This is a genomic window from Actinomadura sp. KC345, assembly GCF_004348515.1.
Classification (GTDB): Bacteria; Actinomycetota; Actinomycetes; order Streptosporangiales; family Streptosporangiaceae; genus Spirillospora.
Genome location: NZ_SMKH01000021.1, coordinates 1 through 24,579 on the forward strand (window position 1 = coordinate 1; position 24,579 = coordinate 24,579).

Sequence of the window (24,579 nt, forward strand, 5' to 3'; positions counted from 1 at the left end):
GGCGTCTCCGGTGGGCCGTAGAGGCGGGCGACGTCGGGTGAGTCGAGCCATTTGGAGTAGGTGGGCGACTTCGGCCAGCCGTCCGGTGAGTCCTGCCATTCCTCCTGGCGGCCCCACGGCAGGACGTCGACCAGCGCGAACGTGTAGCTGAGCTGTTCGGTGCCGCGGCCGTTGGTGTGCCAGGTGCGGTACACCTTGTCGCCGTCGCGGAGGAAGACGTTCACCGCGAAGCCCGCGCCGGGAGGCGCGTCCACGTCGGCGCCGAACGAGCTTTCCGACGACGAGTACCAGTCCATCTCGTTGCCGACCTTGGCCCTGTAGGCCAGCGCCTCCTCGATGGGCCCGTTGGTGACGACGACGAAGCGGGCGTCGTAGTTGTCGAGGTGGTCCAGCCGGACGAACTGCGACGTGTACCCGGTACAGCCGCCGCACTGCCACTCCGCGCCGTCGGACCACATGTGGTTGTAGACGATCAGCTGGGAACGCCCGCCGAACACGTCGACCAGCCGGACGGGACCGTCCGGGCCGATCAGCGTGTAGTCCGGAAGCTCGACCATCATCGACGCTTTCGCCGCGGCGTACATCGACATGTAGGGCCGGAGAGGAACGCTCCGGCAGACGGCTGGCTTGCGGCGGGCGCGATGGGCGGCGACGGCGGTTCGGCTGGCACAGGTGTTGGAGCGGAACCGGCGGCTGCGGTTGCGGGACGGACAGGTTCTTCTGGAGGCTTGACCGGTCGGCCGAGGAGGAATGGCATGCCCTATGACCCGAGGTACGCCGTCCCGTACACGCGCATTGCGGGCGGCCACGGTTCGCTGACGGCCATGGCGTTCTCTCCGGACCCGGCCGGCGTGCTGGCCACGGCCGGACAGGACGGGGCCGTCCGGCTTTGGGAGGTCGCCCGGCGCGCCCGGCAGCGCGCGGTGTTCGAACACGGACCGTCCGATGCGGTCCTGGCGATGGCCTTCTCCGCCGATGGCGGGCTGCTCGTCACGCTGGCAAGCGACGGGAGGGCCCGGGTGTGGGGCGCTCGGGCCGGCGATTGCCTTCGCGCCTGGGAGTGCCCGGACGACGACCTACGCGGCGAGGACGCGTCCCTCAACAAATGCGCCCTGGCGCTGTCGGATGACGGTGCGTTGCTGGCCACGGGGTACACCTACGACTTCGCGGTGAAGATCTGGGGGACGGCCACAGGCCGGCTTGTGCGGACGCTGGAACCCGACGTCCTCGGACTCGCGAAGCTCGCCTTCGTCCCCCGGCGGCCGTCGATGCTCGCCGTTCTCGACGAAGAACAGGGCATCCGGATCTGGGAGGCGTCGGCCGGTTATCCCACGCGTCCCATCGGTCCACTGCCGGGCGGGCCGATGACCGACTCGATGCGGTTCTCCCGCGACGGGCGGCTGGTGGCCACGGCGGGCCACAATGTGGGAATCTGGGACGCCCGCACAGGCCACGGCCTGGTGGGAGGCGAGACCGACGATTGCGGCGGCACCAGTGCAGTGGCCTTCTCCCCGGACGGGAGCAAAGTGGTCACCTCGGGTTACTCGCATCCGATCGGGCACGTCTGGGACCTGTCCACGCTGATCCGGGACAACGACTTCCCCCGCGGCCCGGACGACCTGGACCGCATGCTCCCTGACAGCGCGTTGGTGACCACGTTGGACGGGGTCAACGATGACGTGGCCTTCTCCCCGGACGGCGGTCTCCTGGCCGCGATCGTGGGCGAGGACGTCGCGCTCTGGCACGTCGGCACCGACCCTCATCCTTGAGCCGTCCGACCGGGCTCCTTCCGAGGAGAAGCATAAGCACGCGCGTCCGCTAAAAGAGGTCCGGTGTCACCGGCGGCTCCGGCCGCGGGGCAAATCTAGAAGACCCGACCGCCTCATGGCGGGGACGGGTGAGCCTGGTGGTGCAGAGACCCCGCCGCTTCGGCCGGACATCGAACACCTGCCGCCGCTCGAAGGCCGCCTGGGGACACGCCTGCAGGAGCACTGAAGGCATTCTTAAGAAGTTTTCGATTGTGCTTAATGGAATGTCGGCCTAACGTACTGCCCATAGGCGATCACAGGAAGGTGAGGGCAGTTCATTGAGCCTGCCGAAAGAAAACGGGACGCCTCCCGGAGCCGTCTTCGGTGAGCCGTATGAATGGGTTTTCGTCGACGGTGAATTCGTGTCGTCGGATGAGGCGCGGCTGAGCATTCTCTCGAACGTCGTCTCCTATGGAACCGGGACATTCGAAGGGATCCGGGCCACCTGGAATCCGGAGCGCGGCGAGCTCTTCCTGCTGGAGGCGGAGGCCCACTACGAGCGGCTGGGACGGTCCGCCCGGATCCTGGGCCTGGAACTGGCGTACCGTCCCGCGGAAATGGTGGCCGTGACCTGCGAGCTGATGCGCCGGAACCGGGTGCGGGCCAATACCTACATCCGTCCGCTCCTGCTCCTCGCCGGCGAGCAGCTGGCGGTCCGGATGCACGATTCGGGTACCCGGTTGTGCATACCGGCCACCCCGATGCCCGGCGACTACATGAGTCCGGACGGCGTCCGGTGCATGGTGAGCACGTGGCGGCGCGGTTCGGACGTGGCCGTCCCCAACCGGGCCAAGGTGATCGGCGGCTACGTCGGCCCGGCGCTGGCCAAGACGGAGGCGATCCGGCGGGGGTTCGACGAGGCCCTGCTGCTGACCGGCGACGGGTACGTGGCCGAAGCGACCACGGCGAACATCCTCGTGCGCTTCGGGGAAGAATGGGTCACGCCGCCGGCGACCGACGACATCCTTGAGGGGATCACCCGCGCGCAGGTGATGGCGCTGCTAGCCCAGGATTTCGGCGCCTATGTGGCGCAGCGCCGGATCCACCGCTCCGAGCTGTACGCCTGCGATGAGGCGCTGCTGTGCGGGACGGCCGCCATCGTCGCCCCGGTCACGGAGGTGGACGGCCGCCGGGTGGGCGACGGCCGGCCGGGGACGACGACGCTGGACCTCCAGCGCGAACTGCGGCTGATCGCCCGGGGCGGCGGCGGCCGGCATCACGCATGGACGACACCCGTCTACAGCGCGGAGGCCGTGGCATGAGCGAACCGAGAGAACCGGCCCCGGCCCCGGCGCTCAGCGACGTCGGATCGATCCGGCCGCTCCAGATCTGGCGGGACGTCACCGCACGGGTACTGCAGAGCGAACTGATCACCATGGCGGTCGTGGAGATCCCGGCCGACGGCCTGGTGCCGGCGCATCAGCACGAGAACGAGCAGGTCGGGCTGTGCCTCGCTGGTTCGCTGACGTTCACCGTCGGGCAGGAGACGGGAGAGCTCGGCCCCGGTGGCATGTGGCGGATCCTCGCCGGTGTGCGGCACGAGGTGCGCGCCGGTGCCGGAGGGGCGGTGGTCGTCGAGGTGTTCTCCCCGGTGCGGGACGACTGGGCGGGGCTGGAGCACGCGCCCGAGACGCCCCCGCGCTGGCCCGGCGGATCATGAGGGCGCTGGCCGCCACGGGCGACGCCCGTCTGGTCGACGTGGTCCGGGTCCCCGAACCGGCGGCGGCACCCGGCGAGGTGCTGGTGGAGGTGCGGGCCGTCTCGGTCAACCGGGGCGAGTTGCACCGCCTGGCGACGGCCACCGCCGGGTGGCGGCCCGGCTGGGACCTCGCCGGCGTGGTCGCGGGCGCCGTGCCGCCGGTCCCCGCCAGGGGCGCCGACCGAATCGTCCCGGGCACGCGGGTGCTGGGAATGGTGGCCGGGGGTAGCTGGGCCGAACGCGTCGCGGTCCCGGTGGGCCAGCTCGCCGTCGTCCCGGACGATCTACCCCTCGAACGGGCGGCGGCGCTGCCGACCGCCGGGCTCACCGCGCTGCGAGCGCTGCGCGTTCCCGGTGACCTGGCAGGACGCACGGTCCTGGTGACGGGGGCGGCAGGAGGGGTCGGGCGGTTCGCCGTGCAATTGGCCCGGCGGTCCGGCGCGACCGTCACGGCCGTGGCCGGTCGGCCAGAACGCCGCCAGGGGCTCGCCGGGCTCGGCGCCACCGAGGTCGTCGTCGGGGTCGAGGCGCTGGAAGCCGTGTTCGACCTCGTCCTGGAATCCGTGGGCGGCGAATCCCTGCGGGAGGCGCTCCGGCTGGTCGCACCGCGCGGGACGGTGGTCTCCTTCGGCGATTCCTCGCGCGCGACAACGCGGTTGCGGGTGAGCGACTTCTACCCGAAGGAGGCGACCATGCGCGGCTTCTACGTCCTGAACGACCTGGCCTCCGCGCGCACCGCGGACGATCTGGCGTGCCTGGTGCGGCTGGCCGCCACCGGCGAGCTGAAGATCGACACCCCGGTCACGGCCGGTTGGGAGGACGTTCGGGCGACCCTCCGCGCCCTGCGGGAACGGCGGCTGGCGGGTAAAGCGGTGCTCCTCGTATCGGCGGCGGGCGAAGCGTGATGGAGAGGTCGCCCATGTGCCGACTCCGCTTCGCGGGCGAGCCGACCTCCGGGGGCGCCCCGATCCCGGTCTGTAGCCTTGCGTCATGCTCGACGTGACACGGCTCCACGTCCTTCGGGAGGTGGCTCGGCAGGGCTCTTTGACCCGCGCCGCGGAGACCCTGTCGTTCACCGTCTCCGCCGTTTCCCAGCAGATCACCGTCCTCGAAAGGGAGGCGGGCGTCCAGTTGCTCGTGCGGCATGCCCGGGGTGTGCGGCTGACCGAGGCGGGACGGGCGCTGGTGCGGCACGCCGACGCGATCCACACCGAGCTGCGCGCGGCCGAGACCTCACTCGCCGCCATCGCCCAGGGCGTCGGCGGCCGGTTGCGGCTCGGATCCTTCACCACGGCGAACGCCACGCTGATGCCACGGGCGGTCAGCGCGTTCCAGCGGCGATTTCCCGATGTGGAGGTCGAGCTGACCGAGATCGACCGGGACGAGGCGATGGCCGCCCTCACCGTGTTCGAGCTGGATCTCGCCCTGGTCTACGAGTTTCCCGTCGTGCCGCTGGTGGTCCCGGCGGACGTGGAGCTAAGCCCGCTCCTGGTGGATCCGCTGCACGTCGCGCTTCCGCGCGACCACCCACTCGCGGACCGCGAGCGGCTCCGGCTCACCGACCTCTCCGAGGACAGCTGGATCCAGGGCGTCCATCACGGTTCGACGATCGACGTCCTTCCCCGCGCGGGCCGCGAGGCGGGTTTCGAACCCCGGATCGCGTTCCGTACCGACGACCAGATGACGGTGCGCGGGCTCGTCGCGGCGGGACTGGGGGTCGCCCTCGCCCCGTCGCTCACGCTCTCGGCGACCCCGTCCGGCCTGGTCATACGCCCGCTGAGCGAACCTTCCCTGACCCGGACGGTGGCTGCCGCGACGCCGGCCGGTGCGCACCGGCTGCCCTCCGCGTCGATCATGGTCGAGTACCTTCGCCGGATCGCCGCCGAACTCGGCCCCCCATGCCTGCCCGCGGCGACCTCGGACGCGCTGACGGCGGCAGGGCGACCGGCTGACCTGACATGATCGAAGAATCGTCGGATACGGTGATGCGCTCACCGGACGGCGACATCGTCGCCGATGTACACACGCTGGGCCGGCTCTACCGGTATCTCCTGGAGGGCCTGCGGTTCAGCGGCGACGACACGACGTACTCCGTGACAGGAAGTCGCGTGTTCCACGAGTTGGGCCGACAGGAGATCACCGAAGTGGCGGCACTGCGCCACCGAACCGGTATGGACCCCGGCCACCTCAGCCGAGTACTGGCCCGCTTGGAGGAGGGCGGGCTGGTCACGCGGGACAGGTCTCCGCAGGACAGGCGCCACCAGACGGTCCGGCTGACCGCACGCGGGCGCGCGGCCTCAGAGGCGATCGGCACCCGCGCAGGGGAGGCGATGCGCGACCGCCTGACCGCACTCCCGGGCGCCGACCGCCAGCGGCTCATCGACGTGCTGACCTCGATCCTCGATGCCCTGCACGCCACCCAGGACGGGTCGCACATCCCCTGACGCGCAAGCGCCGCATGACCAGAGAGGCCCGCCGAAGACGGTCCCTCAGCCCTTTGTCACACTAGGGCGTCTCCGGTGGGCCGTAGAGGCGGGCGACGTCGGGTGAGTCGAGCCATTTGGAGTAGGTGGGCGACTTCGGCCAGCCGTCCGGTGAGTCCTGCCATTCCTCCTGGCGGCCCCACGGCAGGACGTCGACCAGCGCGAACGTGTAGCTGAGCTGTTCGGTGCCGCGGCCGTTGGTGTGCCAGGTGCGGTACACCTTGTCGCCGTCGCGGAGGAAGACGTTCACCGCGAAGCCCGCGCCGGGAGGCGCGTCCACGTCGGCGCCGAACGAGCTTTCCGACGACGAGTACCAGTCCATCTCGTTGCCGACCTTGGCCCTGTAGGCCAGCGCCTCCTCGATGGGCCCGTTGGTGACGACGACGAAGCGGGCGTCGTAGTTGTCGAGGTGGTCCAGCCGGACGAACTGCGACGTGTACCCGGTACAGCCGCCGCACTGCCACTCCGCGCCGTCGGACCACATGTGGTTGTAGACGATCAGCTGGGAACGCCCGCCGAACACGTCGACCAGCCGGACGGGACCGTCCCGGCCGATCAGCGTGTAGTCCGGAAGCTCGACCATCGGCAGCCTGCGGCGTTGCGCGGCGATGGCGTCGAGCTCACGGGTGGCGGCCTTCTCCCGCACACGCAGCTCGTCAAGCGCGGCCTGCCACGTCTGCCGGTCGACGACCGGAGGCAGGGCCCCGGCGCTCTTCTCGGTCACGATTCCTCCCAAGCTCGGATGGGTTCCTCGATATGCGGACCAGCGACGACCGCAGAACTCATCGCCCCTCGTTCACGGGACAGCTCCGGACGGCGCCGGACGCGTGATGCGGCTCGCCGAGGGTCCCTCTACGCTGTCCGGGAACCAGACGACGGGAGCAAAGCATGGGTAAGCACGAGAATCCGGACACCGATCACATGGCCGAGTTCCGCTCGCTCGATACCGACGGCTCCGGCTACCTCAGCCGGGACGAGCTCATCGCCGCCTTCGCCGCCGCCGGCGATCCCCGCTCCATCGAGGAGATCGACGCCTACATCGCGAGAGCCGACAAGAACGCCGACGGCGAGATCTCCTACAAGGAGTTCCTCACCGACTGATCCCGCGGTGGACCGGCATGGTCTCCGGCTTTCGCGCAGGACGGGTTCTACCGGCCGGACGAGCCGGTGCTCGCGTCCGCGTAGCGCAGCAGGACCGCGCCTGAGACGAACGGCCGCGTCTCCAGCAGTTCCAGCCTTGTGCCGGCGGACTCGAACAGCCGGGCTCCGTGCCCGACGACCAGCGGAAAGACGAACAGGCGGTACTCGTCGACCAGCCCCGCCGCGATCAGCTCGTGCACGAGCCGGATGCTGCCGGTCGCGACGATGTCGCGGCCCGGTGCCTCCTTCAACGCCCGTACTTCCTCGATCACCGGACCGCGCAGCACGGTGGAGTTCTCCCAGCCGGGGTCGTCCATCGTGCCGGAGACGACGTACTTGTCCACCGCGTTGAGGTAGTCGGACACTCCGGTGGGGTCGTCCTTCTGCTCAGGCCAGAAGGAACGGAACGCCTCGAAGGTGTTGCGGCCGACGAGCAGCGCGTCGGCTGCCTCCTGGTGTTCGTTGGTCGCCGCCGCCATGTCGGACTGGTCGATGTCCTTGTCCAACGGGTCGAACCAGTCCCCCGACATGTCGATCACGCCGTCGAGGGTGATGTTCTCGGTGACGACGAGCTTGCGCATGCGATGCCTCCCAGTTGTCGCGTCGCCATGGAGACCGGCCTCGGGCCTCGGACTCATCGCCGCTCGGCTCAGGGGCGTCACGCGGTCAGGTTACGTCGCGGCGCATCAGCAGGTGGGTGGCGACGGCGAAGACGACCAGGTAGGCGAGCATCACGGCCGCCGCGGGGCCGCCGGCCAGATTGTCGACCACGCCGGGGGAACCGCCCTCGGACACCGGCCGGGCGCCTACCGCCGCGACGGCCGAGCCTGCGGCCGTTCCGGGCAGGACGTCCGTGACGGGGCCCAGCCAGTCCAGGATGGACGAGACGGCGCGCAGCAGGTTCTCCACCGCGAGCGTCCACACCAGGCCGAGGGCCACGGCCAGGGCCGGGTTGCGGGTGAGGGTGCCGATGGCGAGGCCGGCGGCCGTCCACAGGGCGAGGATCAGGGCGCCGGCGCCGAGGCCGCGGGCCAGGTCGGCCGCGGCGGGCCAGGTGATGCCCTGCCCCTCGACCGCCGCCAGCGACAGGGCTATGCCCATGTCGACGGCGAACGTCCCGAGGACGACGGCGATGACGACGCCGCCCAGGGCGGTGAAGGTGCCGCCGAGGACGGACGGGCGTCCCGGACCCTGGGTGAGCGCGGTCTTCCAGGTGCCCCACCCGTAGCCGCTGCCGGCGGCGAGCGCGCCCAGGGCGAACAGGATCGCGCCGCCGAACATCGGCATGCCCTGCACCGCGGCGACGGGGACGCTCTCCGGCATGACGTCCGCGAGCAGTTGCCGGGGCTCGGCGCCGTCGTTGGCGAAGCCGCCGCCGTTGCGGTATCCGAGGTAGGGGAAGACGTAGCCGAAGGTGATGTTCAGCAGCAGCCACGCCGCGGCCAGCGTCCACACGGCCGGCCATCGCCGCAGACGGAGGAGTTCGGCGCGCGTACCGGCGGTCAGGGCGGTCATCGGTCTTCCTCCTCGGCTGCGGTCATCTCGAAGAAGACCTCTTCCAGCGAACGTTCGACCGGGCGGATCTCGTGGACGTCGACGTCCGCCGCGACCAGGGCCCGGGTGAGTTCGGCGGCGCGGCCCGGGTCGACGCGCAGGTGCAGGGCGCCGTCGGCGACCGTCACCTCGTCCCCGGCGAGCCGCGTGCTCACGGCCAGCGCCCTCTCCAGGGGCTCGGCGCGGACGCGCAGGCCGCCGGCGCCGCGCAGGTCGTCGACCGTGGCCTCGGCGACGAGGCGTCCCCGGTTGATCACTCCGACCCGGTCGCACGTCTCCTGAACCTCGCTCAGCATGTGGCTGGACAGCAGCACCGTGTGCCCCGCGGCCGCCAGCTCGGTCAGCAGGCGGCGCATGTCGCCGACGCCGGCGGGGTCGAGCCCGTTGGTGGGCTCGTCGAGGATCAGCAGGCCGGGATCGCCGAGCAGGGCCGCGGCCACCCCGAGCCGCTGCTTCATGCCGAGCGAGTAGGTCTTGAAGGCGTCGGCCGCGCGTCCGGCGAGGTCGACCCGTGCCAGCACACGGTTCACGTCGTCCTCGCCCACGCGGCGGTAGCGGGCGAGGACCCGCAGGTTGTCGCGCCCGCTGAGGTACGGGTAGAACCCCGGGCCCTCGATCAGCGCACCGACGCGGCGGTTCACGGCCGGGGTGCCGGCGGGCCGGCCCAGGACGGTGGCGGTTCCTCCGGTGGGACGGATCAGGCCGAGGATCATGCGCAGCGTGGTCGTCTTCCCCGCGCCGTTGGGCCCCAGGAAGCCGTACACCTCGCCGCGTCGCACGGTCAGGCTCACCGCGTCGACGGCGAGATGCTCGCCGTACCTCTTCGTCAGGCCCTGGGTGCGGACGGCCTCCGCGTCCAGCGGGGTGATCGTGTCGGTGCGCTCACTCATGCGACCGATCGTGGCCGGTGGCCGGCGGCCGGGTCGTCCCCCGCACGGCGACACCCTCGCTACGCCCACCGGCGTACATCTTGGTTCTTCCGAGGCATCGCGGTGACGGACGGGACCACCGACCTTCGCTAGTGCAAATATTTCCGTTAACTCGCGTGAACCCCATGCGCGGTTGGGCCGTCTCAGAATCCATGAGCACCCAGAAGACAACACGTTCGCAGGTGCAACGACCGGGCGCCTCCCGGCTGATCACGCCTTGCGTGCTGGGCCTGGCGCTGCTGGCCGTCGCCGGATGCACCGGTTCGGACAAGGACGAGCCCGTCACCTCCCAGAGCGGCTCGGCGAGCCCCTCCTCGTCCGCGGAACAGCCGCAGGGAGGCGGGACACCCCTCGGCGGGGCGAACACCGGGGTCACGTTCACCCTCCCGACCGGGTGGAAGCAGGTCGACCCCTCCCAGGACACCTCCCCCGTGGTGCAGACGTCCTTCCGTACGTCGGGCTCCCGCGGGGAGATCATCAAGGGACTGATCGGCGAGCAGAAGAAGCTCGGCGTGGTGTGGGGGATCGACGCGTCCGTCACGTCCGGTTTCGCGCCGAACCTGACCGCCGGCTGCGACCGCGGCGGCATCATCGGCACCGAGCTGGAGACCTTGAAGGAGAAGGCGCGCAGGCTCAACAAGGGCGCCGAGATCACCGACCTCACCGTCAGCGGCAAGCCCGGATTCAAGATGACCAACACCAGCACCGGGCACGACGGCGTCACCACCGACGCCATCGAGGTCAGCGTGCCCGTCTCCGACGAGCGCTACTGCTTCCTCAACCTGGCGGCCGAACAGGGCACCATGCCTCCCGCCGCCGAACAGATCCTGGCGTCGTTCAAGCTCGCGTGAGCACGGAGGAGGTCCGATGAATCCCGATCACGTCGTCTACTGGCTTCCCCCGGGCTTCGTGCTCTTCGGCTCGCTGTTCGTCGTGTTCGGGGTGCACATCATCCGGGTCGGGCGTCACCTGCGGCGGTTCGGGCGGCGCGCATCCGGCGTCGTGGTCCGGATGACCTCGGAAAGCACGGGGAGCGGCCGTCACGTCGACTACCCCACCGTGCGTTTCCGGACGCGGGACGGCGCCGTGATCGAGACTTCGTCCGACCTGGGCGGCAACCTGCCGATGTTCCGGGAAGGGCAGCCGGTCACCGTCCTCTACGACCCCGACGAGCCCGAACGGGCCCGCCTGGACGGGGCGGCGGGCAGCGGAACCCTGCACGGCGCGGCGTTCATCGCGGTCGGCCTCCTCTTCGCGGCGATCGGCGCCGCCGGCACGGCCGCGACCGCGGTCGCGGCCCTCGGCTAGGGGTTCGGGTGCTCCGAAACGAGGACTCTCCGCCGCCGGGGGTGACGGCGGAGGGTCCGTCCGCGGCCGGGCCGGAAGCCCGGGAGGTGACCGCCCAAAGGGTGTGGAGAGGGTCAGCGGCGCTGGACGCTGAAGGTCGAGCAACCAGAGCCGATGACGGTGCCCTGGAGCTGGTCAGGGTTGGCGGACGAGATCCGGCCGCTCAGCGAGACCATGACGTAGTCCCCCGGCCGGGAGATCCAGTTGTCGCCGTTCAGCCGGACCGAACTGCCGATGACCGTCCCGCGCACCGTGTAGGCGCCGGAGAGCGCCGTGGGGTTGCTCGAATCGGGGGAGAAACGGAAGATGCCGGTGACCGTGCCGGTCGACCGCTGGACGAGCGTGAGCCTCAGACGCGTCAGGCCCTGGTTGCAGGTGTAGGTGCCCTCCCACGTGCCGTTCACCGAGTCCGACGTCAGGGAAGGGCGCGTCGGCGTCGACAGGTCCGGCGGGGGCAACTCGCGGGTCGGGACGTCATCTGAGGTGGGGTTGAGATTGCCTATCATGCAGCCCGAGCCGAACAGGCCGACCGAGGCGATGGCCACCGTGACCGCGGCGATTCTGACGCCACCACGCCGCTGACCGGTACTGAGCTGGCGACTTCTCATAGGGGAACCCTTTGACTACGGATCGTTCCTGTGCACGATCATGTCGGCACGCATCATGCCAGAACCCCGCCCAGGAACGAGGGCGATCGAATCGAAGCTGTGACGGTCCCCGGCCGCCGCTGGTTCCCTCCGGATGAGCGATCCCGTGAAACCCGGAAAATGATCATGATGAACGGGGTCCGGGACTAGGGGCGCCCCGGGTCAGCAGATGCGGGGCAGGGGGTCGCCCACCAGGAGATCGACGATCCGTGTGCCGCCGAAGGCGGTCTTCAGCAGGACCAGGCCGGGCGGATCGTCGCGCACGTGGCCGATTACGGCCGCGTCCCGGCCGAGGGGATGCGCGTGCAGCGCGGCCAGGGCGCTCTCCTGCGCCCCGGGGTCGACGACGATCACGGCCCGGCCCTCGCACGCGACGTACAGGGGGTCGATGCCGAGCAGCTCGCAGGCGCCCCGGACCTCCGGGCGCACAGGGACACGGGACTCGTCCACCACCACGGCGGCGCCCGCGTCGGAGGCCAGCTCGTTGAGGACGGTCGCGACGCCGCCGCGGGTGGCGTCGCGCATGCGGCGGACGGCGCCGGGGCAGGCGTCGCGGACGTCGGCGAGCAGGCAGTTCAGCGGCGCGGTGTCGGACGCCAGGTCGGCCTCGATGTCGAGTTCGCCGCGCGCCAGCATGATCGTGACGCCGTGTTCGCCGATCGGGCCGGTGACGAGGACCGCGTCGCCGGGCCGGATGGCCGCGGCGCCGGAACGCGCGACGCCCACGCCGGCGGTGTTGATGTAGCAGCCGTCGGCCTTGCCCCGCTCGACGACCTTGGTGTCGCCCGTGACGATGTCCACACCGGCCGCCTCGGCGGCGCGGCGCATCGACTCGGTGATCCGGCGCAGATCGGAGACCGGGAAGCCCTCTTCGAGAATGAACCCGGCCGACAGATGCAGGGGCGTCGCACCGGAGACCGCCAGATCGTTGACGGTTCCGTTGACGGCCAGGTCGCCGATGTCACCGCCGGGAAAGAACAGCGGCGAGACGACATAGGAGTCGGTGGTGAAGGCGAGCCGGGCTCCGTTCACGGCGAAATGCGCGGAGTCGTCCAGGCGGTCCAGCAGCGGATTGCCGAACGCCTCGCGGAAGACGGTCTCGATCAGGGTGTGGGTGGCCTTGCCGCCGGAGCCGTGCGCGAGCGTGATGGCGTCCTCGCGCAGGCGCGGTCTGGCGTTGCGGGCGCGGTCGATGCGTTCGAGGACCTGTTCCTCGCGGATGCTCATGGCGTGGCCTCCTTGACGCGCGTGGCCTCCTTGACGCGCTCCCGGGTGAAGCGGCCGAAGTTGTAGTACGCGGCGCACGCGCCCTCGGACGAGACCATGCAGGTGCCGATCGGCGTCTCCGGCGTGCAGGCCGTCCCGAAGACCTTGCATTCCCACGGTTTCAGCACGCCCTTCAGCACTTCGCCGCACTGGCACGCCTTGGGGTCGGCGACGCGGCCGCCCGGGACGTCAAAGACGCGCTCGGCGTCGAAGGCCGCGTACTCGTCCTTCATGCGGAGAGCGGAGTGCGAGATGAAGCCGAGCCCGCGCCATTCGAAATGGGGCCGCGGCTCCATCGTCTGGCCGATGACCTGGAGAGCCTTGGCGTTTCCGTCCCACGGGACGACGCGGCCGTACTGGTTCTCGACCTCCGACCGGCCCGACGCGAGCTGGGCCAGCAGCATGTGGACCGACTGGAGGACGTCCAGCGGCTCGAATCCCGCGACGACCAGCGGCTTGCCGTAGTCGCCCGCGATGAACGAGTACGGGCGGCAGCCGATGACGGTCGAGACGTGGCCGGGGCCGAGGAAGCCGTCCAGCCGCAGGTCGGGCGAGTCGAGAACGGCCTTGATCGCCGGGAGGATCGTCACGTGGTTGTTGAAGACCGAGAAGTTCTCCACGCCCTCGGCCGCCGCGCGCAGCACGGTCATCGCGGTGGACGGCGCGGTGGTCTCGAAACCGATCCCCATGAAGACCACGCGCCGCGACGGGTTCCGCTGGGCGATCTTCAGCGCGTCCAGCGGCGAGTACACCATCCGAATGTCGGCGCCGGCGGCCTTGGCGTCGAAGAAGGAGCCGTCTCCGCCGGGCACCCGCATCATGTCGCCGAACGACGTCATGATGACGTCCGGCTGGGACGCGATGTGGATCGCGTCGTCCACTCTGCCCATCGGGATCACGCATACGGGGCAGCCGGGGCCGTGCACGAGCGAGATGTGCTCCGGCAGATAGTCCTCCAGGCCGTGCTTGTAGATGGTGTGGGTGTGGCCTCCGCACACCTCCATGAACTTGTAGTGGCGGCCGGGCTCGCACAGGGACGCGATCGACGCCGCGAGTGCCCGCGCCTTGTCCGCCTCCCGGTACTCGTCGACGAAGCGCATCAGTCGATCCTCGATTCCCGCAGTGCGTCGATCTCGTCGTCGTAGGCGTCGCCGATCCCTTCGAGCAGCCGCAGCGTGGCCCGCGCCTCCGCCTCGTCGATCTTTGACATGGCGAAGCCGACATGGATGAGAACCCAGTCGCCCTCGGCGAGCGGCTCCCCGCCCAGCAGGCCGATGTTCACGGCCCGCCGGACGCCGGTGACGTCGACCTTCGCCAGCGGGCGGTCCGGCATGATCTCCACGATCTCGCCCGGTACGGCAAGGCACATCAGAGGGCCTCCCCCGTGATCTCCGACCCCGTGATCTCCGACCCCGTCAGTTCCCGCTGCGTCAGCTCCCAGAGGACGTGGTAGATCGTCGTCTGCGCCTCCTGGACGCGGTGGACGGACGGCGACGGCACGGCGAACAGGTGGTCCAGCCCCGGTTCCTCGGCCATCCGGCCGCCGGTGTGCCCGGCAAGGCCGACGGTGAGCATGCCGCGGTGCGCGCCCTCCCGGAGCGCCGCGATCAGGTTGTCGGAGTTCCCGCTCGTGGACAGCGCGAGCGCGATGTCGCCGGGACGCCCGAACGCGGCGAGCTGCCGGGCGAACACCACCTCGAACCCGATGTCGTTGGACAGCGCGGTGACCACGGCGACGTCGGCGGTGAGGGCCAGCGCGGGCAGCGGCCGCCCGGAACCGCCCGGGTTGAGGAACAGCGCGGCGACGTCCTGCGCGTCGGTCGAGCTGCCGCCGTTGCCGAACGTGAACAGCCGCCCGCCGGCGCGGAACGCGTCCGCCATCCGGGCGGCGCAGGCGGCGAGGTCCGCGCCGGACTCCTCCAGGACGGTCTCGCGCAGCCGGACGATGTCGGCCGCCTTGCCGGCCGTCGAGCGGCGGACGTCGTCCATGAGCGTGTCCAGTCCCGAGCCGCCCGGGTACAGGAACGGGTAGAGCTGCTGCATGTCGGTCATGTCATGACCCCGATCGCCTCCTTGGCGTGGACGAGCACGGTGTCGCCGACGGCGGCGTCCACCAGGGCCACGCTGACCTGCTCGACCCGGCCGCCCCCTGCGTCGACGTCCGCCAGGCCGCCGCCCCGCAGGCGCAGCACTTCGACCGGGACCGCCTCGTCCGAGCAGGTCACGCAGTGGTCTCCCGTGCAGTGCCCGTCCGCTGAGTACGACGTCACGTGGCGGCCTCCTCGCTCAGCACGTCCGGATGCTCCAGGAACACGTGGACCAGTTCCCAGAGCACGTGGTAGGCGGTGACGTGCACTTCCTTGACGATGCGCAGATCACCGGACGGCACCGTGACCAGGTGGCCGGCCGATCCGGCGAGCGCTCCCCCGTCGCCGCCGGCCAGCGCGACGGTGAGCATCCCCAGGTCCCGGGCGCTCTCCAGCCCGCGGCGGACGCTGCCGCAGCGGCCGTCCGGCGAGATCCCGAGCGCGATGTCGCCGGGCCCGCCGAAGCAGCGGAGCTGGTGCGCGAAGATCTCGTCGAAGCCGGTGCTCGCGCCGATGCCGGTGAGGGTCGCGACGTCGCCGGTGAGCGACAGCGCGGGCAGCGCCCGCTTCCCCACGATCACGGGGTGGACGAACTCGACCGCCACATGCTGCGCGTCGGTGGCCGCGCCGCCCGTGCCGAACACGAACAGCCGGCCCCCGCGCCGGAACCGCGCCGCCATCGCGTGGCAGGCGGCGGCGATGGTGCCGGCGGCGTCCGCGAGCGCGGCGCCGGGCTCGGCGCGGCGCCGGAACGCCTCCGCCACGGTGCCGGTCATCGGTCGTCCCCTCCGGACCGGCCGGCTCCGCCCTGCGGCGGCGGGACGTCCCTGACGCCGTGCTGCCGGAGCGACATGGCCACGGCGAGGTCCCAGCGGTCGGACAGCTCCCGCGCCATCGCGTACGCGTCGTCGCACAGCCCCGCCGCGACCCCCGCGGTCTCGGCGTCCCCGGCGCGTTCGGCGACCCGCCGCAGCATCTCGCCGGCGGCGATCTGCAGGTGGACGGCGACGTAGGCGTCCCGCATGTGCCGCCCGGCGGTGTCGCGGCGGCTGCGGCCGAGGCCGCCCTCGACCACCGCCGCGAACAGCGCCCCCGCGTCCCTGACGAGGGACGGAGCGGACCCGTGCGCCCGCAGCCGCGCCTCGATCTCCCTGCGGTGGACGTGCGTCCGCTCGGCGTAGCGGCCGAGCGGACGGCACATGTCCGGTTCGTCCGCCGACGTCGTGAGCAGCTCGCTGAGGGCCGCCTCGACGTGCTCCTGCATCGCGTGCGCGTCCTTCAGGTAACCGGTCAACTGCTTCTCGATCGTCGTCATGGGCGTCCGTTCACATCGAGCGAGCCTTCATGTACCGGCGCATGGCCGGCATCTCCTTCACGACCACGACGATCATGGCCAGCGTGAACAGCGCGATCATCGTGCGGAGCACGCCGGGGCCGACGTGGATTCCCTTCCGCATTTCCTCACCCCCTCTCGTGCGGTCGCTCATGCGAGTTCCCCGCCGAGCAGCCGCTCGATCAGCGCGACGGCCTCGTCGACCGCGGCGCCGACCGCGGCGCTCAGCTCCATCTCCCAGGTGGCGTCCGTGGTCCGCGACGACGGTTCGCACGCGACGAGCAGGATCCGGGACGGTGCTCTGCCGTTGTCCCGGGCCAGTCGCAGAACCTTCGCGGGGTCCAGCCCGTGCGCGTCCACGGCGACGCCGCCGAAGTCGAGGCCGCCGGCGGCGTCCGGCTCGATGAGCGAGACGGTGCCCGGCGCGTGGCCGCGCTCCGCCGCGTCGACGAGGACGACCGTCTCGTAGCCGTCGCCCAGCGCGTACATGAGGTCGATGCCGCGGATGCCGAAGTCGGTGACGTCCACGCCCTTCGGAAGCGGCCGCCTCTCCAGCCGCCGGACGACCTCGACGCCGAAGCCGTCGTCGCCGTGGAAGACGTTCCCGATGCCCGCGACGAGCACCGTGCGGGACGGCTCGCCGTCCGCGAGCGGCTCGACCTCGTCCGGGCCGACGAAGAAGCGGTGCCCGAGCTGGTTGCGGGCGCCGAGCCCCCGGCCGGGGTCGTCGTCGACGGCGACGACCAGGTGAAGGCCGCCCTCCATGTCCTCCTCGACGCGCTCCACGGTGGCGGTGCGGCCGAGGAGCGCGAGGTCGAAGACGTCCGCGCCGCCGCGCGGGCGCAGCCGGACGCGGCTGCCCGGCGCCGTCACCAGACGTCCCTTCGCGGGTCCCGCATGGTGCCGTGCAGCGCGAGCAGTTCGCCGGACGAGAGCGAGGCGCAGCGTTCGAGGATCTCCGCCGCCCTCGGGTCGGTCGCCGCCATCTCCCGCCGCTCGCCGTCGCCGAGGCTGAGCACGCCGAGGATGAGCAGCCGGTCGATCTCGGTGCCGTCGAACAGGTCTCCGGGGCTCTCGGGCGCGACCTGCGGCCAGTCGTAGAGGACGATCGGGGAGGCCAGGACGGTGTCGTGGCTCCCGGGCGGGCCGGCGAGCACCGGCCACAGCCCGTCGCTCACGCAGGTCGCCGCTGCGTCCGCCATCGGCTCGGGCGGGTCGGACGGCGAGACGAAGGCCCCGCCGCCGCCCGCCCGCGCCACGACGTGGGCGCAGAGCATGGCCGCGTGGACGGCGCCGTCGCGGTCCTCCCCGGGTCCGGTGTTGACGACCTCGACCCGCAGCCGGACGAGGCCGTCCCCCGCCGCGACGGCCGAGATCTCGACCGTCCCGTCCACCCGCCGCCAGAGGCGGGTGAACCGGACCCCGCCGCCGATCTCCTCCTCGTCCGTCCCCGCCGCGACGGCGACGGGGAAGCGGACGGGCGAGCGCAGGAGGCGGGCGACGGAGACGCGGCCGCTGGTGATCTCGCGTTCGCGGGCCTCCTGCCAGGTCGTGAACGTCTCGTCCCCGGCGCGGACCTCGTCGACCGGGGTGTCGCCGTCCATGACCTGGCGGTGCACGGCGTGCAGGAAGCGCAGGGTGAACTCCACGTCGGAATCGCCGGGCTCCTCCATGAGGAACTCGGCGCAGACCGTCCAGTGGTCGCCGGCCTTTTCCGCGTAGGGGCGCGGGTAGACGCCGCCGATCGTCCACCTCCGCTGGTTCTTCAGCGCGGACCGCCGGTAGGGCCACAGCAGATAGCCCTCGTAAAGGACGACGTCGGCGACAGCTCTTACGCAGTCCACTCTTCCTCCCCGCGCAGGTCCTCTTCCGCGCGCAGGACCTCGGCCCTGTGGAGGAGTTCGTCGACCGTGTCGTCGAAGGAGGAGTGCGCCCGCCGCGCCCGGTAGGCGGCGAGGCGGCCGAAGCAGTCGTCGTCCAGGCGGAGCCAGCGCGCGGACCCGTAGTAGCGGTCCATCAGGTCCCGCCACGCCTGGACGGGCAGCCGCCCGGTCGCCTCGTGGTGCCACGGGATCTGCCCGGTGCGCAGCTTCCCGTCCTCGCCCGGATAGAACACCGTGCCGTTGAAGGTGAGGTCGAGCGGGACGTCGCCGCCGCGCAGCGCGTGCAGGTAGCGGTCGGCCGCGACCTGCATGTCGTGCCCGCACGCCAGCGCGAGCGTCGCCTCCGCCTCGCCGCGGAACGTCGGCACGGTCGCGCCGACGCGTCCCCACGTCAGGCCGTGCAGCGACCTGTCCCACATGTCCGGCTCGCCGAACACGCCGGCGAGCCGTTCGCGCTCGACGTCGTCGTAGTCGCGGCGCGCGGCCGCGATCGTCACGGTCGTGGTGAGCAGGACGCACTGGACGGGGCCGCCGTCCAGCCGCCGCAGCCCGATCCGCAGGTTCAGCGTCGGCGTCGCCGCGAACGTCTCCGCCTCGATGCCGAGCAGGTCGAGGCCCAGTTCCGGTGTCGCGCTCATCGAAATTCCTCCGTGGAAGCGCCCGCCTTCAAGCGGGTGGGGAAACGGACTCCTGCGGAGCAGGGCAGGCAATGGCGACCGGCCACCAGGGCGGATCGCCGTAGGTCGCCGTTCAACCGAAACGACTGCGGCCCGCGTAGCCGGTCCGCTACGTTGCGTGGCATGGCGCGGCAGGTGAAGCGGGCGTTCAAGTACCGCTTCTATCCCACGGACGAGCAGGCGGCCGAGTTGTCCCGCACGTTCGGCTGTGTCCGGCTGGTCTACAACAAGGCGTTGGCCGAACGCACTCGCGCCTGGGAGTCTGAGCGGCGCCGGGTGTCGTACGGGCAGTGCTCGGCCGTGCTGACGGCGTGGAAGAAGACCCCGGAGCTGGGGTTTTTGAACGAGGTGTCGTCGGTGCCGTTGCAGCAGGCGCTGCGACACCTGCAGGCCGCGTTCACCGGCTTCTTCGCCGGTCGCGCCAACTACCCGCGGTTCAAGGCCCGCAAGAAGTCGCGGGCATCCGCCGAGTACACCGCCAGCGCATTCCGATGGCGCGACGGTGAGCTGACGCTGGCCAAGATGGCCGAGCCGCTGGCGATCGTGTGGTCGCGTCCGCTGCCCGACGGCGCGCAGCCCTCCACCGTCACCATCTCCCGAGACGCGGCCGGACGCTGGTTCTGCTCGATCCTGTGCACCGACACCATCACCCGCCTGGACCCCGTCGAGGCGGCCGTCGGAGTGGACGCCGGGATCACCTCGCTGGTGACGCTGTCGACCGGGGACAAGATCACCAACCCCCGGCACGAACGCCGCGACCGCGAACGCCTCACCAAGGCCCAGAAGGACCTGGCCCGCAAAGCCAACGGTTCGGCCAACCGGGACAAGGCCCGCACCCGGGTCGCGCGGATCCACGCCCGCATCGCCGACCGGCGCCGCGACTTCCTGCACGAGCTCTCGACTCGGCTCGTCCACGAGAACCAAGTGGTCGTGATCGAGGACCTCAACATCGCGGGCATGGTGCGCAACCACCGTCTGGCGCGCGCGATCTCGGACGCGGCGTGGCACCAGCTGCGCACGATGCTGGAGTACAAGACCGACTGGTACGGCCGCGAACTCGTCGTGGTCGACCGGTGGTATCCCTCCACCAAAACGTGCTCGCGGTGCGGGGCCACCCGCGAAGGAATGCCCTTGGACGTGCGGGAGTGGGAATGCGAAGTGTGCGGCGCCCGGCATGACCGGGACGTCAACGCCGCGCGCAACATTGTGGCCGCCGGGCTGGCGGTGTCGGCCTGTGGAGCCGGTGTAAGACCTCAACGGGACTCCTCCCGGATGGGGCAGTCGGCAATGAAGCAGGAAACCCAACCGGCAACGGTTGGAACCCCCCGCCTTTAGGCGGGAGAGGGAAGTCAAGCCGGCGACAGGTTCGGCATCGAGTCGAGGATCGGCCCGTGGCGGGACGCTCCGATCCCGGTGGAGCGGCGCGCGGTCGAGGTGCCGTCGGGCAGGTGCCCGTCCTGCTTCTCGTAGTTGCCCACGCCGTTGCCCTCGCGGACGCCCCTGGTGTGCGACGGCCCGTCGGGCCGCACGTCCGGTCTGCCGACCTTGATCATCGTTCTCCCCTCATCTCCTCGAAGCCTTCATCTCTGCGAAGAAGCCGCTGATGTGGTCCCAGACCGCGTCGCCGCCGCCGAACCCGGACCAGTGCTCGCGCAGCACGGCGGTCAGCCGGTAGCAGTCGTCGATCGGGAGGATCCAGTGCTCGGCCGGGCGCCGCGCCCGGTGGACGACGAGCGCCTCCACGTCCGCGCGCAGGTCCGCCAGGACGGGGTTGGCCTCGGCCAGGCGCCGCCAGCTGTCGGGGTGGACGGCCGCGTGCAGCGCGCCGGCGGGGCTCGGGTAGCGGGCCGACACCTCGCCCAGCTCGCTCACGGCGAAGAACGCCAGGTCGACCGGGATCCCGAGGCCCGCCCACAGCGGCCCGTCCAGGCGGAAGCCGGCCAGCTCGCGCCGTTCGCCGGGGATGAGGCGGTAGTGCCGCCCGCCCGCCGCCCGGTCGTCGAACAGGAGGGCGCACGCACCGCACGCGCACAGCAGGTCGTCCTTCTCCAGGTCGAGCAGGTGCCGATGGGCGTCGTGCAGTGGCTCGGCGCACAGCTCGCACCGCTCGCCCGCCCCGCCTTGGGCCGGCGGGGTCGGGGACGGCGACCCGGCGAGCGCGGCCAGGCGCGGGGTGCACAGACCGGATGTCATACGCGGCTCCGCAGTTGGTCGAGTGTGATGAGCACCGGTTCTGGCGCGGGCGCCTCGATGTCGGCGCGCTCCAGCTCCGGCGCGGCGGCGAGCACCGCGCGCTCCACCGCCTCCGTCACCGGGCGCGATGCGGCGGCGCGGCCCTCGGTCGCGATCCTCAGCCGGACGGCCGGGCCCTCGATCCCGGCGAACTCCACCGACGTGCGGTGCTTCGCCAGGAAGTCCGCCAGCCCGTCGAGCGCCCGCCGCACGCGGGTTTCCGGGGTTTCCGGATGCAGGCCGTGCATGAGCAGCAGGTGGCGGATCAGCTCGTCCGCGGTGAGCGCGGGCGTGATCCCGGCGTCGGCGGCGAGCCGGACGACCCGGTCGAGGGCCTCCCCGTACAGGTCCACGAGGGCCTGGACGAGCTGCGCCCCGGCGGGTTCCAGCCGGTCCAGCCGCCCGAGCAGGTCCTCAAGGTGCCGGACGTGCTCGCGCACCCGCTCGTCGTCCCAGCTCATCAGACCTGCCCGTCGAACCGCTGCTCGCCGAACATCGGCGAGTGGCGCTGCTCGATCGTCCGGCCGTCGCCGACGTACATGTGGACGCCGCACGGCAGGCACGGGTCGAAGCTGCGGACGGTCCGCATGATGTCGATGCCCTTGAAGTCGTCCGGGCCGTTCTCCTCGAAGAGCGGCATGCCCTGGACGGCGTCCTCGTACGGGCCGGGGACCCCGTTGGAGTCGCGCGGGCTGGCGTTCCAGGGCGTCGGCGGGTACGGCTGGTAGTTCGCGATCTTGCCGTCGCGGATGACCATGTGGTGCGACAGGACGCCGCGGACGGCCTCGTGGAATCCGACGCCGATGGCCTCGTCCGGGACCTCGAAGTCGGCGAACACCTTGGTCCGCCCCGCCCGGACCTCGTCGAGGGCCTTCTCGGCGAAGTACAGCGCCATCCCCGCCGAGTAGGCGATGAAGTACGCGCGGGCACGGTCGCGTTCGATCGTGTTGGCGAACGGCGGCGGCGTCCACTCCAGGTTCATCTCCGGCATGCCGGGCGTCTTCGGCAGGTCGATCCGGACGCTGTGCCCCGTGGACCGGACGTACGGCGTGTCGACCTCGCCGGCCAGCGCGGTCGCCCACAGCCGGGCGAGCGGCCCGCCGCCGGTGTCGAGCGCGAGGTGGTCGCCGGACGAGGGGTCGAGCCAGCGCGGGCTGACGACCCAGCTGTACTTCCCGCCGTCGAGGTCGCGCTTCTGCGGCTGCGGCAGCGTCGTCTGGTTCCACGGGTGCCGCTTGTCGATCGGGTTGCCGAGCGGGTCCTCCTTGACGAACGTCTCCTCGTTGACCCAGTCGTCGTAGTACGAGCTGCCCAGCATGATCCGCATGCCGAGGTTGATGTCGACCAGGTCGGTCGTGACGAGCCGCCCGTCCACGACGATGCCCGGCGTGACGAACGCCGCGCGCCCCCACTCGGACATGTGCCGGTAGTCGTAGTCGACGACGTCGGGGTTCTGGAACGCGCCCCAGCAGCCGAGCAGCGTCCGCCGCCGTCCGACCTGGTCGTAGCCGGGCATCGCGTCGAGGAAGAAGTCGAAGATGTCGTCGTTCATCGCGACGGCGCGCTTGATGAAGTCGAGGCAGCGGGTGAGCCGCACGAGGTAGTCGGTGAACACCTGCGGGGTCGCGACCGTCCCGACGCCGCCCGGATACAGCGTGGACGGGTGGACGTGCCGCCCCTCCATCAGGCAGCACATCTCACGGGTGATGCGGCTGAGCTGGAGGGCCTCCTTGTAGACCGAGCCCTCGAACGGGTTGAACGCCGCCATCAGGTCGGCGATCGTGCGGAACCCGTGGACGGAGCCGCGCGGAGCCTCGGTGTTCCTGGCCGTCGCCAGCAGGCCGGGGTTCGTCTCGGCGACCATCCGCTCGCAGAAGTCGACGAAGACCAGGTTGTCCTGGAAGATCGTGTGGTCGAACATGAACTCGGCGGCCTCGCCGAGGTTGATGATCCAGTCGGCGAGCGGCGGCGGCTTGACCCCGTAGGCCATGTTCTGCGCGTAGACGGAGCAGGTGGCGTGGTTGTCGCCGCAGATCCCGCAGATGCGGCTGGTGATGAAGTGCGCGTCGCGCGGGTCCTTGCCCTTCATGAACACGCTGTAGCCGCGGAAGATGGACGAGGTGCTCTTGCACTCGGCCACCTCCCGGTTCGCGAAGTCGATCTTGGTGTAGATGCCGAGGTTGCCGATGATCCGGGTGATCGGGTCGAACGCGACCTCGACCAGGCCCCCCTGGGTGGCGGGCGTGTCGCCTCTTGCCTTGGTGCCCTGCTTCATTCACGCGGCCTTTCGGTGACGGAGGCGCTTCAGGTGCGCGGCCAGCGGGGCTGGTAGCCGCTGGTCAGGCGCTCGCGGTTGTGGCGCCACCGGGGTTCCTTGTTCGCGTTCCCGTTGGTGATCGACCGCATCGACCGGATGAACGGCCCGTACGTCCGCAGCAGCGCCGAGGACAGGCTGGAGCCGGGCGGCTCGTCCATGAACGGCATGAACCTGTCCGGGAAGCCGGGCATGGTGCAGCCGATGCAGACGCCGCCCACGTTGGGGCACCCGCCGACGCCGTCCATCCAGCCGCGCTTGGTGACGTTGCAGTTCACCACCGGACCCCAGCAGCCGATCTTCACCTGGCACTTCGGCGAGTTGTAGTCGCGGGCGAAGTCGGCCTGCTCGTAGTAGGCGGCCCGGTCGCAGCCCTCGTGGACGGTCTTGCCGAACAGCCAGGTCGGGCGGAGCTGCTCGTCCAGCGGGATCACCGGCGCCTGCCCGGCCGCCTGGTGCAGCACCCACAGCAGGGTCTCCATGAAGTTGTCCGGCTGGACGGGGCAGCCCGGGACGTTCACGATCGGCAGACCGCCGGCGGAGCGGAAGTCCCAGCCGAGGTAGTCGGCGAGGCCCATGCAGCCGGTCGGGTTGCCGGCCATCGCGTGGATGCCGCCGTAGGTCGCGCACGTCCCGATCGCCACCACCGCCCACGCCTTCGGCGCGAGCCGGTCGAGCCAGGTGTTCAGCGTGATCGGCTCACCGGTCTCGGGGTCGTTGCCCATCGCGGTCCAGTAGCCGTCCCCGTTGATGTTCTCGTTCGGGATCGAGCCCTCGACGACCAGGATGAACGGCTCCACCTCGCCACGGGCGGCCTGGTGGAACACCTCCATGAACTCGTCGCCGTTCTCGTAGGCGAGCACCTTGTTGTGCAGGTGGACCTTGGGCAGGCCCGGGATCGCCCCGAGGACCACGTCCTCGATGCTCGGCAGCGAGGCGGCGGTCACCGAGACCGTGTCGCCGTCGCAGCTCATTCCCTCGGACGTCCACAGAATGTGGATCTCGTCCGTCCGCGGTTCCGCCGGCGCGACGCTCCCCATCGCTCCCCCCGCCCGGTAGAGATCATTACGAATCCGGACTGCCCTGCGGGCACGCGCCGAAACACCGCCCGAGACACGGCCGAAAAGGCACCCAAACCATTGTCACGGTTCGGTAAAAGCAGCGTTTGACCTGGGAAGAT

Annotated in this window: 32 protein-coding genes; 10 read left to right on the forward strand and 22 right to left on the reverse strand. The window is 71.0% G+C overall.

The features are described from left to right. A partial coding sequence (locus tag E1281_RS05725; RefSeq protein WP_207943119.1) for a DUF899 family protein occupies nucleotides 1-590 on the reverse strand: 590 nt, incomplete at its 3' end. A 165-nt stretch (nucleotides 591-755) separates the two neighbouring features. On the opposite strand from E1281_RS05725, the gene E1281_RS05730 reads away from it, so the two are divergent. The 6 genes from E1281_RS05730 to E1281_RS05755 all read left to right on the forward strand — a co-directional run bounded on the left by E1281_RS05730 (nucleotide 756) and on the right by E1281_RS05755 (nucleotide 5,951). After that, nucleotides 756-1,769: a WD40 repeat domain-containing protein gene (locus tag E1281_RS05730; RefSeq protein ID WP_165958799.1), complete on the forward strand. Its 1,014-nt coding sequence runs from the start codon at nucleotides 756-758 to the stop codon at nucleotides 1,767-1,769. 317 nt (nucleotides 1,770-2,086) lie between these two features. Next, nucleotides 2,087-3,070 (forward strand): branched-chain-amino-acid transaminase, encoded by a 984-nt coding sequence (gene ilvE, locus E1281_RS05735; RefSeq protein ID WP_131876084.1) that lies wholly within the window; start codon nucleotides 2,087-2,089, stop codon nucleotides 3,068-3,070. Then, a complete protein-coding gene (locus tag E1281_RS05740; protein WP_131876085.1) occupies nucleotides 3,067-3,468 on the forward strand; it encodes a cupin domain-containing protein in 402 nt (133 codons plus the stop codon). The genes ilvE and E1281_RS05740 overlap by 4 nt, the downstream gene beginning before the upstream one ends. Beyond that, nucleotides 3,465-4,412 carry a zinc-binding dehydrogenase gene (locus E1281_RS05745; protein ID WP_131876086.1) on the forward strand — a complete coding sequence of 316 codons (948 nt, stop codon included), beginning with the start codon at nucleotides 3,465-3,467 and terminating at the stop codon, nucleotides 4,410-4,412. The genes E1281_RS05740 and E1281_RS05745 overlap by 4 nt, the downstream gene beginning before the upstream one ends. Before the next feature lie 85 nt (nucleotides 4,413-4,497). Then, nucleotides 4,498-5,469 (forward strand): LysR family transcriptional regulator, encoded by a 972-nt coding sequence (locus E1281_RS05750; RefSeq protein WP_131876087.1) that lies wholly within the window; start codon nucleotides 4,498-4,500, stop codon nucleotides 5,467-5,469. 23 nt (nucleotides 5,470-5,492) lie between these two features. After that, nucleotides 5,493-5,951, forward strand: a complete 459-nt coding sequence (locus tag E1281_RS05755) for a MarR family winged helix-turn-helix transcriptional regulator (protein ID WP_165958801.1) — start codon at nucleotides 5,493-5,495, stop codon at nucleotides 5,949-5,951. 61 nt (nucleotides 5,952-6,012) lie between these two features. Here the strand turns inward: E1281_RS05755 and E1281_RS05760 are convergent, their stop codons facing one another. Then, a complete protein-coding gene (locus tag E1281_RS05760) occupies nucleotides 6,013-6,714 on the reverse strand; it encodes a DUF899 family protein (RefSeq protein ID WP_131876089.1) in 702 nt (233 codons plus the stop codon). A gap of 164 nt (nucleotides 6,715-6,878) precedes the next feature. Here E1281_RS05760 and E1281_RS05765 point away from each other — a divergent pair, with 164 nt between their 5' ends. After that, complete coding sequence (locus E1281_RS05765) at nucleotides 6,879-7,091, forward strand: EF-hand domain-containing protein (RefSeq protein ID WP_131876090.1); 213 nt, start codon at nucleotides 6,879-6,881, stop codon at nucleotides 7,089-7,091. Nucleotides 7,092-7,138: 47 nt separating this feature from the next. Here E1281_RS05765 and E1281_RS05770 read toward each other — a convergent pair whose 3' ends face one another. The 3 genes from E1281_RS05770 to E1281_RS05780 all read right to left on the reverse strand — a co-directional run bounded on the left by E1281_RS05770 (nucleotide 7,139) and on the right by E1281_RS05780 (nucleotide 9,574). Next, nucleotides 7,139-7,711, reverse strand: coding sequence for a dihydrofolate reductase family protein (locus tag E1281_RS05770; protein ID WP_131876091.1), 573 nt, complete (start codon nucleotides 7,709-7,711; stop codon nucleotides 7,139-7,141). An 85-nt stretch (nucleotides 7,712-7,796) separates the two neighbouring features. Next, nucleotides 7,797-8,645 (reverse strand): ABC transporter permease subunit, encoded by an 849-nt coding sequence (locus E1281_RS05775; protein WP_131876092.1) that lies wholly within the window; start codon nucleotides 8,643-8,645, stop codon nucleotides 7,797-7,799. After that, the gene (locus E1281_RS05780) at nucleotides 8,642-9,574 is read right to left on the reverse strand and encodes an ATP-binding cassette domain-containing protein (RefSeq protein WP_131876093.1); all 933 of its coding nucleotides are present in this window, start codon (nucleotides 9,572-9,574) and stop codon (nucleotides 8,642-8,644) included. The genes E1281_RS05775 and E1281_RS05780 overlap by 4 nt, the downstream gene beginning before the upstream one ends. Nucleotides 9,575-9,765: 191 nt before the next feature. Here E1281_RS05780 and E1281_RS05785 point away from each other — a divergent pair, with 191 nt between their 5' ends. Both E1281_RS05785 and E1281_RS05790 read left to right on the forward strand, forming a co-directional pair. After that, nucleotides 9,766-10,464, forward strand: a complete 699-nt coding sequence (locus E1281_RS05785; protein WP_131876094.1) for a hypothetical protein — start codon at nucleotides 9,766-9,768, stop codon at nucleotides 10,462-10,464. Nucleotides 10,465-10,480: 16 nt separating this feature from the next. Continuing rightward, nucleotides 10,481-10,921, forward strand: coding sequence for a DUF3592 domain-containing protein (locus E1281_RS05790; RefSeq protein ID WP_131876095.1), 441 nt, complete (start codon nucleotides 10,481-10,483; stop codon nucleotides 10,919-10,921). Nucleotides 10,922-11,034: 113 nt separating this feature from the next. On the opposite strand, the gene E1281_RS05795 is transcribed toward E1281_RS05790, so the two are convergent. The 12 genes from E1281_RS05795 to E1281_RS05845 all read right to left on the reverse strand — a co-directional run bounded on the left by E1281_RS05795 (nucleotide 11,035) and on the right by E1281_RS05845 (nucleotide 18,814). Next, entirely contained in the window at nucleotides 11,035-11,505 is a 471-nt protein-coding gene (locus E1281_RS05795) for a hypothetical protein (protein ID WP_165958802.1), read from the reverse strand. A 264-nt stretch (nucleotides 11,506-11,769) separates the two neighbouring features. Further along, nucleotides 11,770-12,834 carry a hydrogenase expression/formation protein HypE gene (hypE, locus tag E1281_RS05800; protein WP_131876097.1) on the reverse strand — a complete coding sequence of 355 codons (1,065 nt, stop codon included), beginning with the start codon at nucleotides 12,832-12,834 and terminating at the stop codon, nucleotides 11,770-11,772. Then, entirely contained in the window at nucleotides 12,831-13,973 is a 1,143-nt protein-coding gene (gene hypD / locus E1281_RS05805; protein ID WP_131876098.1) for a hydrogenase formation protein HypD, read from the reverse strand. The genes hypE and hypD overlap by 4 nt, the downstream gene beginning before the upstream one ends. Continuing rightward, nucleotides 13,973-14,242, reverse strand: a complete 270-nt coding sequence (locus E1281_RS05810; protein ID WP_131876099.1) for a HypC/HybG/HupF family hydrogenase formation chaperone — start codon at nucleotides 14,240-14,242, stop codon at nucleotides 13,973-13,975. Before E1281_RS05810 ends, hypD begins: the two co-directional genes overlap by 1 nt. Continuing rightward, on the reverse strand, nucleotides 14,242-14,925 hold the full coding sequence (locus tag E1281_RS05815) for an SIS domain-containing protein (protein ID WP_131876100.1): 684 nt from the start codon (nucleotides 14,923-14,925) through the stop codon (nucleotides 14,242-14,244). Before E1281_RS05815 ends, E1281_RS05810 begins: the two co-directional genes overlap by 1 nt. Beyond that, entirely contained in the window at nucleotides 14,922-15,143 is a 222-nt protein-coding gene (locus E1281_RS05820; protein WP_131876101.1) for a HypC/HybG/HupF family hydrogenase formation chaperone, read from the reverse strand. Before E1281_RS05820 ends, E1281_RS05815 begins: the two co-directional genes overlap by 4 nt. Beyond that, complete coding sequence (locus E1281_RS05825) at nucleotides 15,140-15,736, reverse strand: SIS domain-containing protein (protein ID WP_131876102.1); 597 nt, start codon at nucleotides 15,734-15,736, stop codon at nucleotides 15,140-15,142. The genes E1281_RS05820 and E1281_RS05825 overlap by 4 nt, the downstream gene beginning before the upstream one ends. Next, entirely contained in the window at nucleotides 15,733-16,275 is a 543-nt protein-coding gene (locus tag E1281_RS05830) for a DUF892 family protein (protein ID WP_131876103.1), read from the reverse strand. Before E1281_RS05830 ends, E1281_RS05825 begins: the two co-directional genes overlap by 4 nt. Before the next feature lie 10 nt (nucleotides 16,276-16,285). Next, nucleotides 16,286-16,417 (reverse strand): hypothetical protein, encoded by a 132-nt coding sequence (locus E1281_RS42530; RefSeq protein WP_279433596.1) that lies wholly within the window; start codon nucleotides 16,415-16,417, stop codon nucleotides 16,286-16,288. 26 nt (nucleotides 16,418-16,443) lie between these two features. Continuing rightward, nucleotides 16,444-17,166, reverse strand: coding sequence for a hydrogenase maturation protease (locus E1281_RS05835; RefSeq protein ID WP_243716630.1), 723 nt, complete (start codon nucleotides 17,164-17,166; stop codon nucleotides 16,444-16,446). Continuing rightward, nucleotides 17,163-18,137 carry a hypothetical protein gene (locus E1281_RS05840; RefSeq protein WP_131876104.1) on the reverse strand — a complete coding sequence of 325 codons (975 nt, stop codon included), beginning with the start codon at nucleotides 18,135-18,137 and terminating at the stop codon, nucleotides 17,163-17,165. Before E1281_RS05840 ends, E1281_RS05835 begins: the two co-directional genes overlap by 4 nt. Next, on the reverse strand, nucleotides 18,125-18,814 hold the full coding sequence (locus E1281_RS05845; protein ID WP_131876105.1) for a DUF6084 family protein: 690 nt from the start codon (nucleotides 18,812-18,814) through the stop codon (nucleotides 18,125-18,127). Before E1281_RS05845 ends, E1281_RS05840 begins: the two co-directional genes overlap by 13 nt. A gap of 162 nt (nucleotides 18,815-18,976) precedes the next feature. On the opposite strand from E1281_RS05845, the gene E1281_RS05850 reads away from it, so the two are divergent. Further along, the gene (locus tag E1281_RS05850; RefSeq protein WP_131876106.1) at nucleotides 18,977-20,188 is read left to right on the forward strand and encodes an RNA-guided endonuclease TnpB family protein; all 1,212 of its coding nucleotides are present in this window, start codon (nucleotides 18,977-18,979) and stop codon (nucleotides 20,186-20,188) included. Between the two features lie 14 nt (nucleotides 20,189-20,202). Here the strand turns inward: E1281_RS05850 and E1281_RS05855 are convergent, their stop codons facing one another. Genes E1281_RS05855 through E1281_RS05875 form a run of 5 tightly spaced genes read right to left on the reverse strand, consistent with a single transcriptional unit; the run spans nucleotide 20,203 to nucleotide 24,439 of the window. Further along, nucleotides 20,203-20,406 carry a hypothetical protein gene (locus E1281_RS05855; RefSeq protein ID WP_131876107.1) on the reverse strand — a complete coding sequence of 68 codons (204 nt, stop codon included), beginning with the start codon at nucleotides 20,404-20,406 and terminating at the stop codon, nucleotides 20,203-20,205. Between the two features lie 10 nt (nucleotides 20,407-20,416). Beyond that, complete coding sequence (locus E1281_RS05860) at nucleotides 20,417-21,046, reverse strand: DUF5947 family protein (protein WP_207943120.1); 630 nt, start codon at nucleotides 21,044-21,046, stop codon at nucleotides 20,417-20,419. Then, a complete protein-coding gene (locus tag E1281_RS05865; protein WP_131876108.1) occupies nucleotides 21,043-21,546 on the reverse strand; it encodes a nitrogen fixation protein NifU in 504 nt (167 codons plus the stop codon). Before E1281_RS05865 ends, E1281_RS05860 begins: the two co-directional genes overlap by 4 nt. Continuing rightward, nucleotides 21,546-23,360 carry a nickel-dependent hydrogenase large subunit gene (locus E1281_RS05870; protein WP_131876109.1) on the reverse strand — a complete coding sequence of 605 codons (1,815 nt, stop codon included), beginning with the start codon at nucleotides 23,358-23,360 and terminating at the stop codon, nucleotides 21,546-21,548. The genes E1281_RS05865 and E1281_RS05870 overlap by 1 nt, the downstream gene beginning before the upstream one ends. Nucleotides 23,361-23,389: 29 nt before the next feature. Beyond that, on the reverse strand, nucleotides 23,390-24,439 hold the full coding sequence (locus E1281_RS05875; protein WP_131876110.1) for a hydrogenase expression protein HypE: 1,050 nt from the start codon (nucleotides 24,437-24,439) through the stop codon (nucleotides 23,390-23,392). Between the last annotated feature and the right edge of the window lie 140 nt (nucleotides 24,440-24,579).

Bases quoted from the DNA above. Each gene is read 5' to 3' on its own strand.
- E1281_RS05765 (WP_131876090.1), top strand. From the start codon at position 6,879: ATGGGTAAGCACGAGAATCCGGACACCGATCACATGGCCGAGTTCCGC.
- E1281_RS05870 (WP_131876109.1), bottom strand. From the start codon at position 23,360: ATGAAGCAGGGCACCAAGGCAAGAGGCGACACGCCCGCCACCCAGGGG.
- E1281_RS05740 (WP_131876085.1), top strand. From the start codon at position 3,067: ATGAGCGAACCGAGAGAACCGGCCCCGGCCCCGGCGCTCAGCGACGTC.
- E1281_RS05790 (WP_131876095.1), top strand. From the start codon at position 10,481: ATGAATCCCGATCACGTCGTCTACTGGCTTCCCCCGGGCTTCGTGCTC.
- E1281_RS05845 (WP_131876105.1), bottom strand. From the start codon at position 18,814: ATGAGCGCGACACCGGAACTGGGCCTCGACCTGCTCGGCATCGAGGCG.
- E1281_RS05850 (WP_131876106.1), top strand. From the start codon at position 18,977: ATGGCGCGGCAGGTGAAGCGGGCGTTCAAGTACCGCTTCTATCCCACG.
- E1281_RS05875 (WP_131876110.1), bottom strand. From the start codon at position 24,439: ATGGGGAGCGTCGCGCCGGCGGAACCGCGGACGGACGAGATCCACATT.
- E1281_RS05830 (WP_131876103.1), bottom strand. From the start codon at position 16,275: ATGACGACGATCGAGAAGCAGTTGACCGGTTACCTGAAGGACGCGCAC.
- E1281_RS05860 (WP_207943120.1), bottom strand. From the start codon at position 21,046: ATGACATCCGGTCTGTGCACCCCGCGCCTGGCCGCGCTCGCCGGGTCG.
- E1281_RS05825 (WP_131876102.1), bottom strand. From the start codon at position 15,736: ATGACCGGCACCGTGGCGGAGGCGTTCCGGCGCCGCGCCGAGCCCGGC.
- E1281_RS05810 (WP_131876099.1), bottom strand. From the start codon at position 14,242: ATGTGCCTTGCCGTACCGGGCGAGATCGTGGAGATCATGCCGGACCGC.
- E1281_RS05745 (WP_131876086.1), top strand. From the start codon at position 3,465: ATGAGGGCGCTGGCCGCCACGGGCGACGCCCGTCTGGTCGACGTGGTC.
- E1281_RS05785 (WP_131876094.1), top strand. From the start codon at position 9,766: ATGAGCACCCAGAAGACAACACGTTCGCAGGTGCAACGACCGGGCGCC.
- E1281_RS05750 (WP_131876087.1), top strand. From the start codon at position 4,498: ATGCTCGACGTGACACGGCTCCACGTCCTTCGGGAGGTGGCTCGGCAG.
- E1281_RS42530 (WP_279433596.1), bottom strand. From the start codon at position 16,417: ATGCGGAAGGGAATCCACGTCGGCCCCGGCGTGCTCCGCACGATGATC.
- E1281_RS05780 (WP_131876093.1), bottom strand. From the start codon at position 9,574: ATGAGTGAGCGCACCGACACGATCACCCCGCTGGACGCGGAGGCCGTC.
- E1281_RS05865 (WP_131876108.1), bottom strand. From the start codon at position 21,546: ATGAGCTGGGACGACGAGCGGGTGCGCGAGCACGTCCGGCACCTTGAG.
- E1281_RS05775 (WP_131876092.1), bottom strand. From the start codon at position 8,645: ATGACCGCCCTGACCGCCGGTACGCGCGCCGAACTCCTCCGTCTGCGG.
- E1281_RS05730 (WP_165958799.1), top strand. From the start codon at position 756: ATGCCCTATGACCCGAGGTACGCCGTCCCGTACACGCGCATTGCGGGC.
- E1281_RS05770 (WP_131876091.1), bottom strand. From the start codon at position 7,711: ATGCGCAAGCTCGTCGTCACCGAGAACATCACCCTCGACGGCGTGATC.
- hypE (WP_131876097.1), bottom strand. From the start codon at position 12,834: ATGAGCATCCGCGAGGAACAGGTCCTCGAACGCATCGACCGCGCCCGC.
- E1281_RS05755 (WP_165958801.1), top strand. From the start codon at position 5,493: ATGCGCTCACCGGACGGCGACATCGTCGCCGATGTACACACGCTGGGC.
- E1281_RS05815 (WP_131876100.1), bottom strand. From the start codon at position 14,925: ATGACCGACATGCAGCAGCTCTACCCGTTCCTGTACCCGGGCGGCTCG.
- hypD (WP_131876098.1), bottom strand. From the start codon at position 13,973: ATGCGCTTCGTCGACGAGTACCGGGAGGCGGACAAGGCGCGGGCACTC.
- E1281_RS05855 (WP_131876107.1), bottom strand. From the start codon at position 20,406: ATGATCAAGGTCGGCAGACCGGACGTGCGGCCCGACGGGCCGTCGCAC.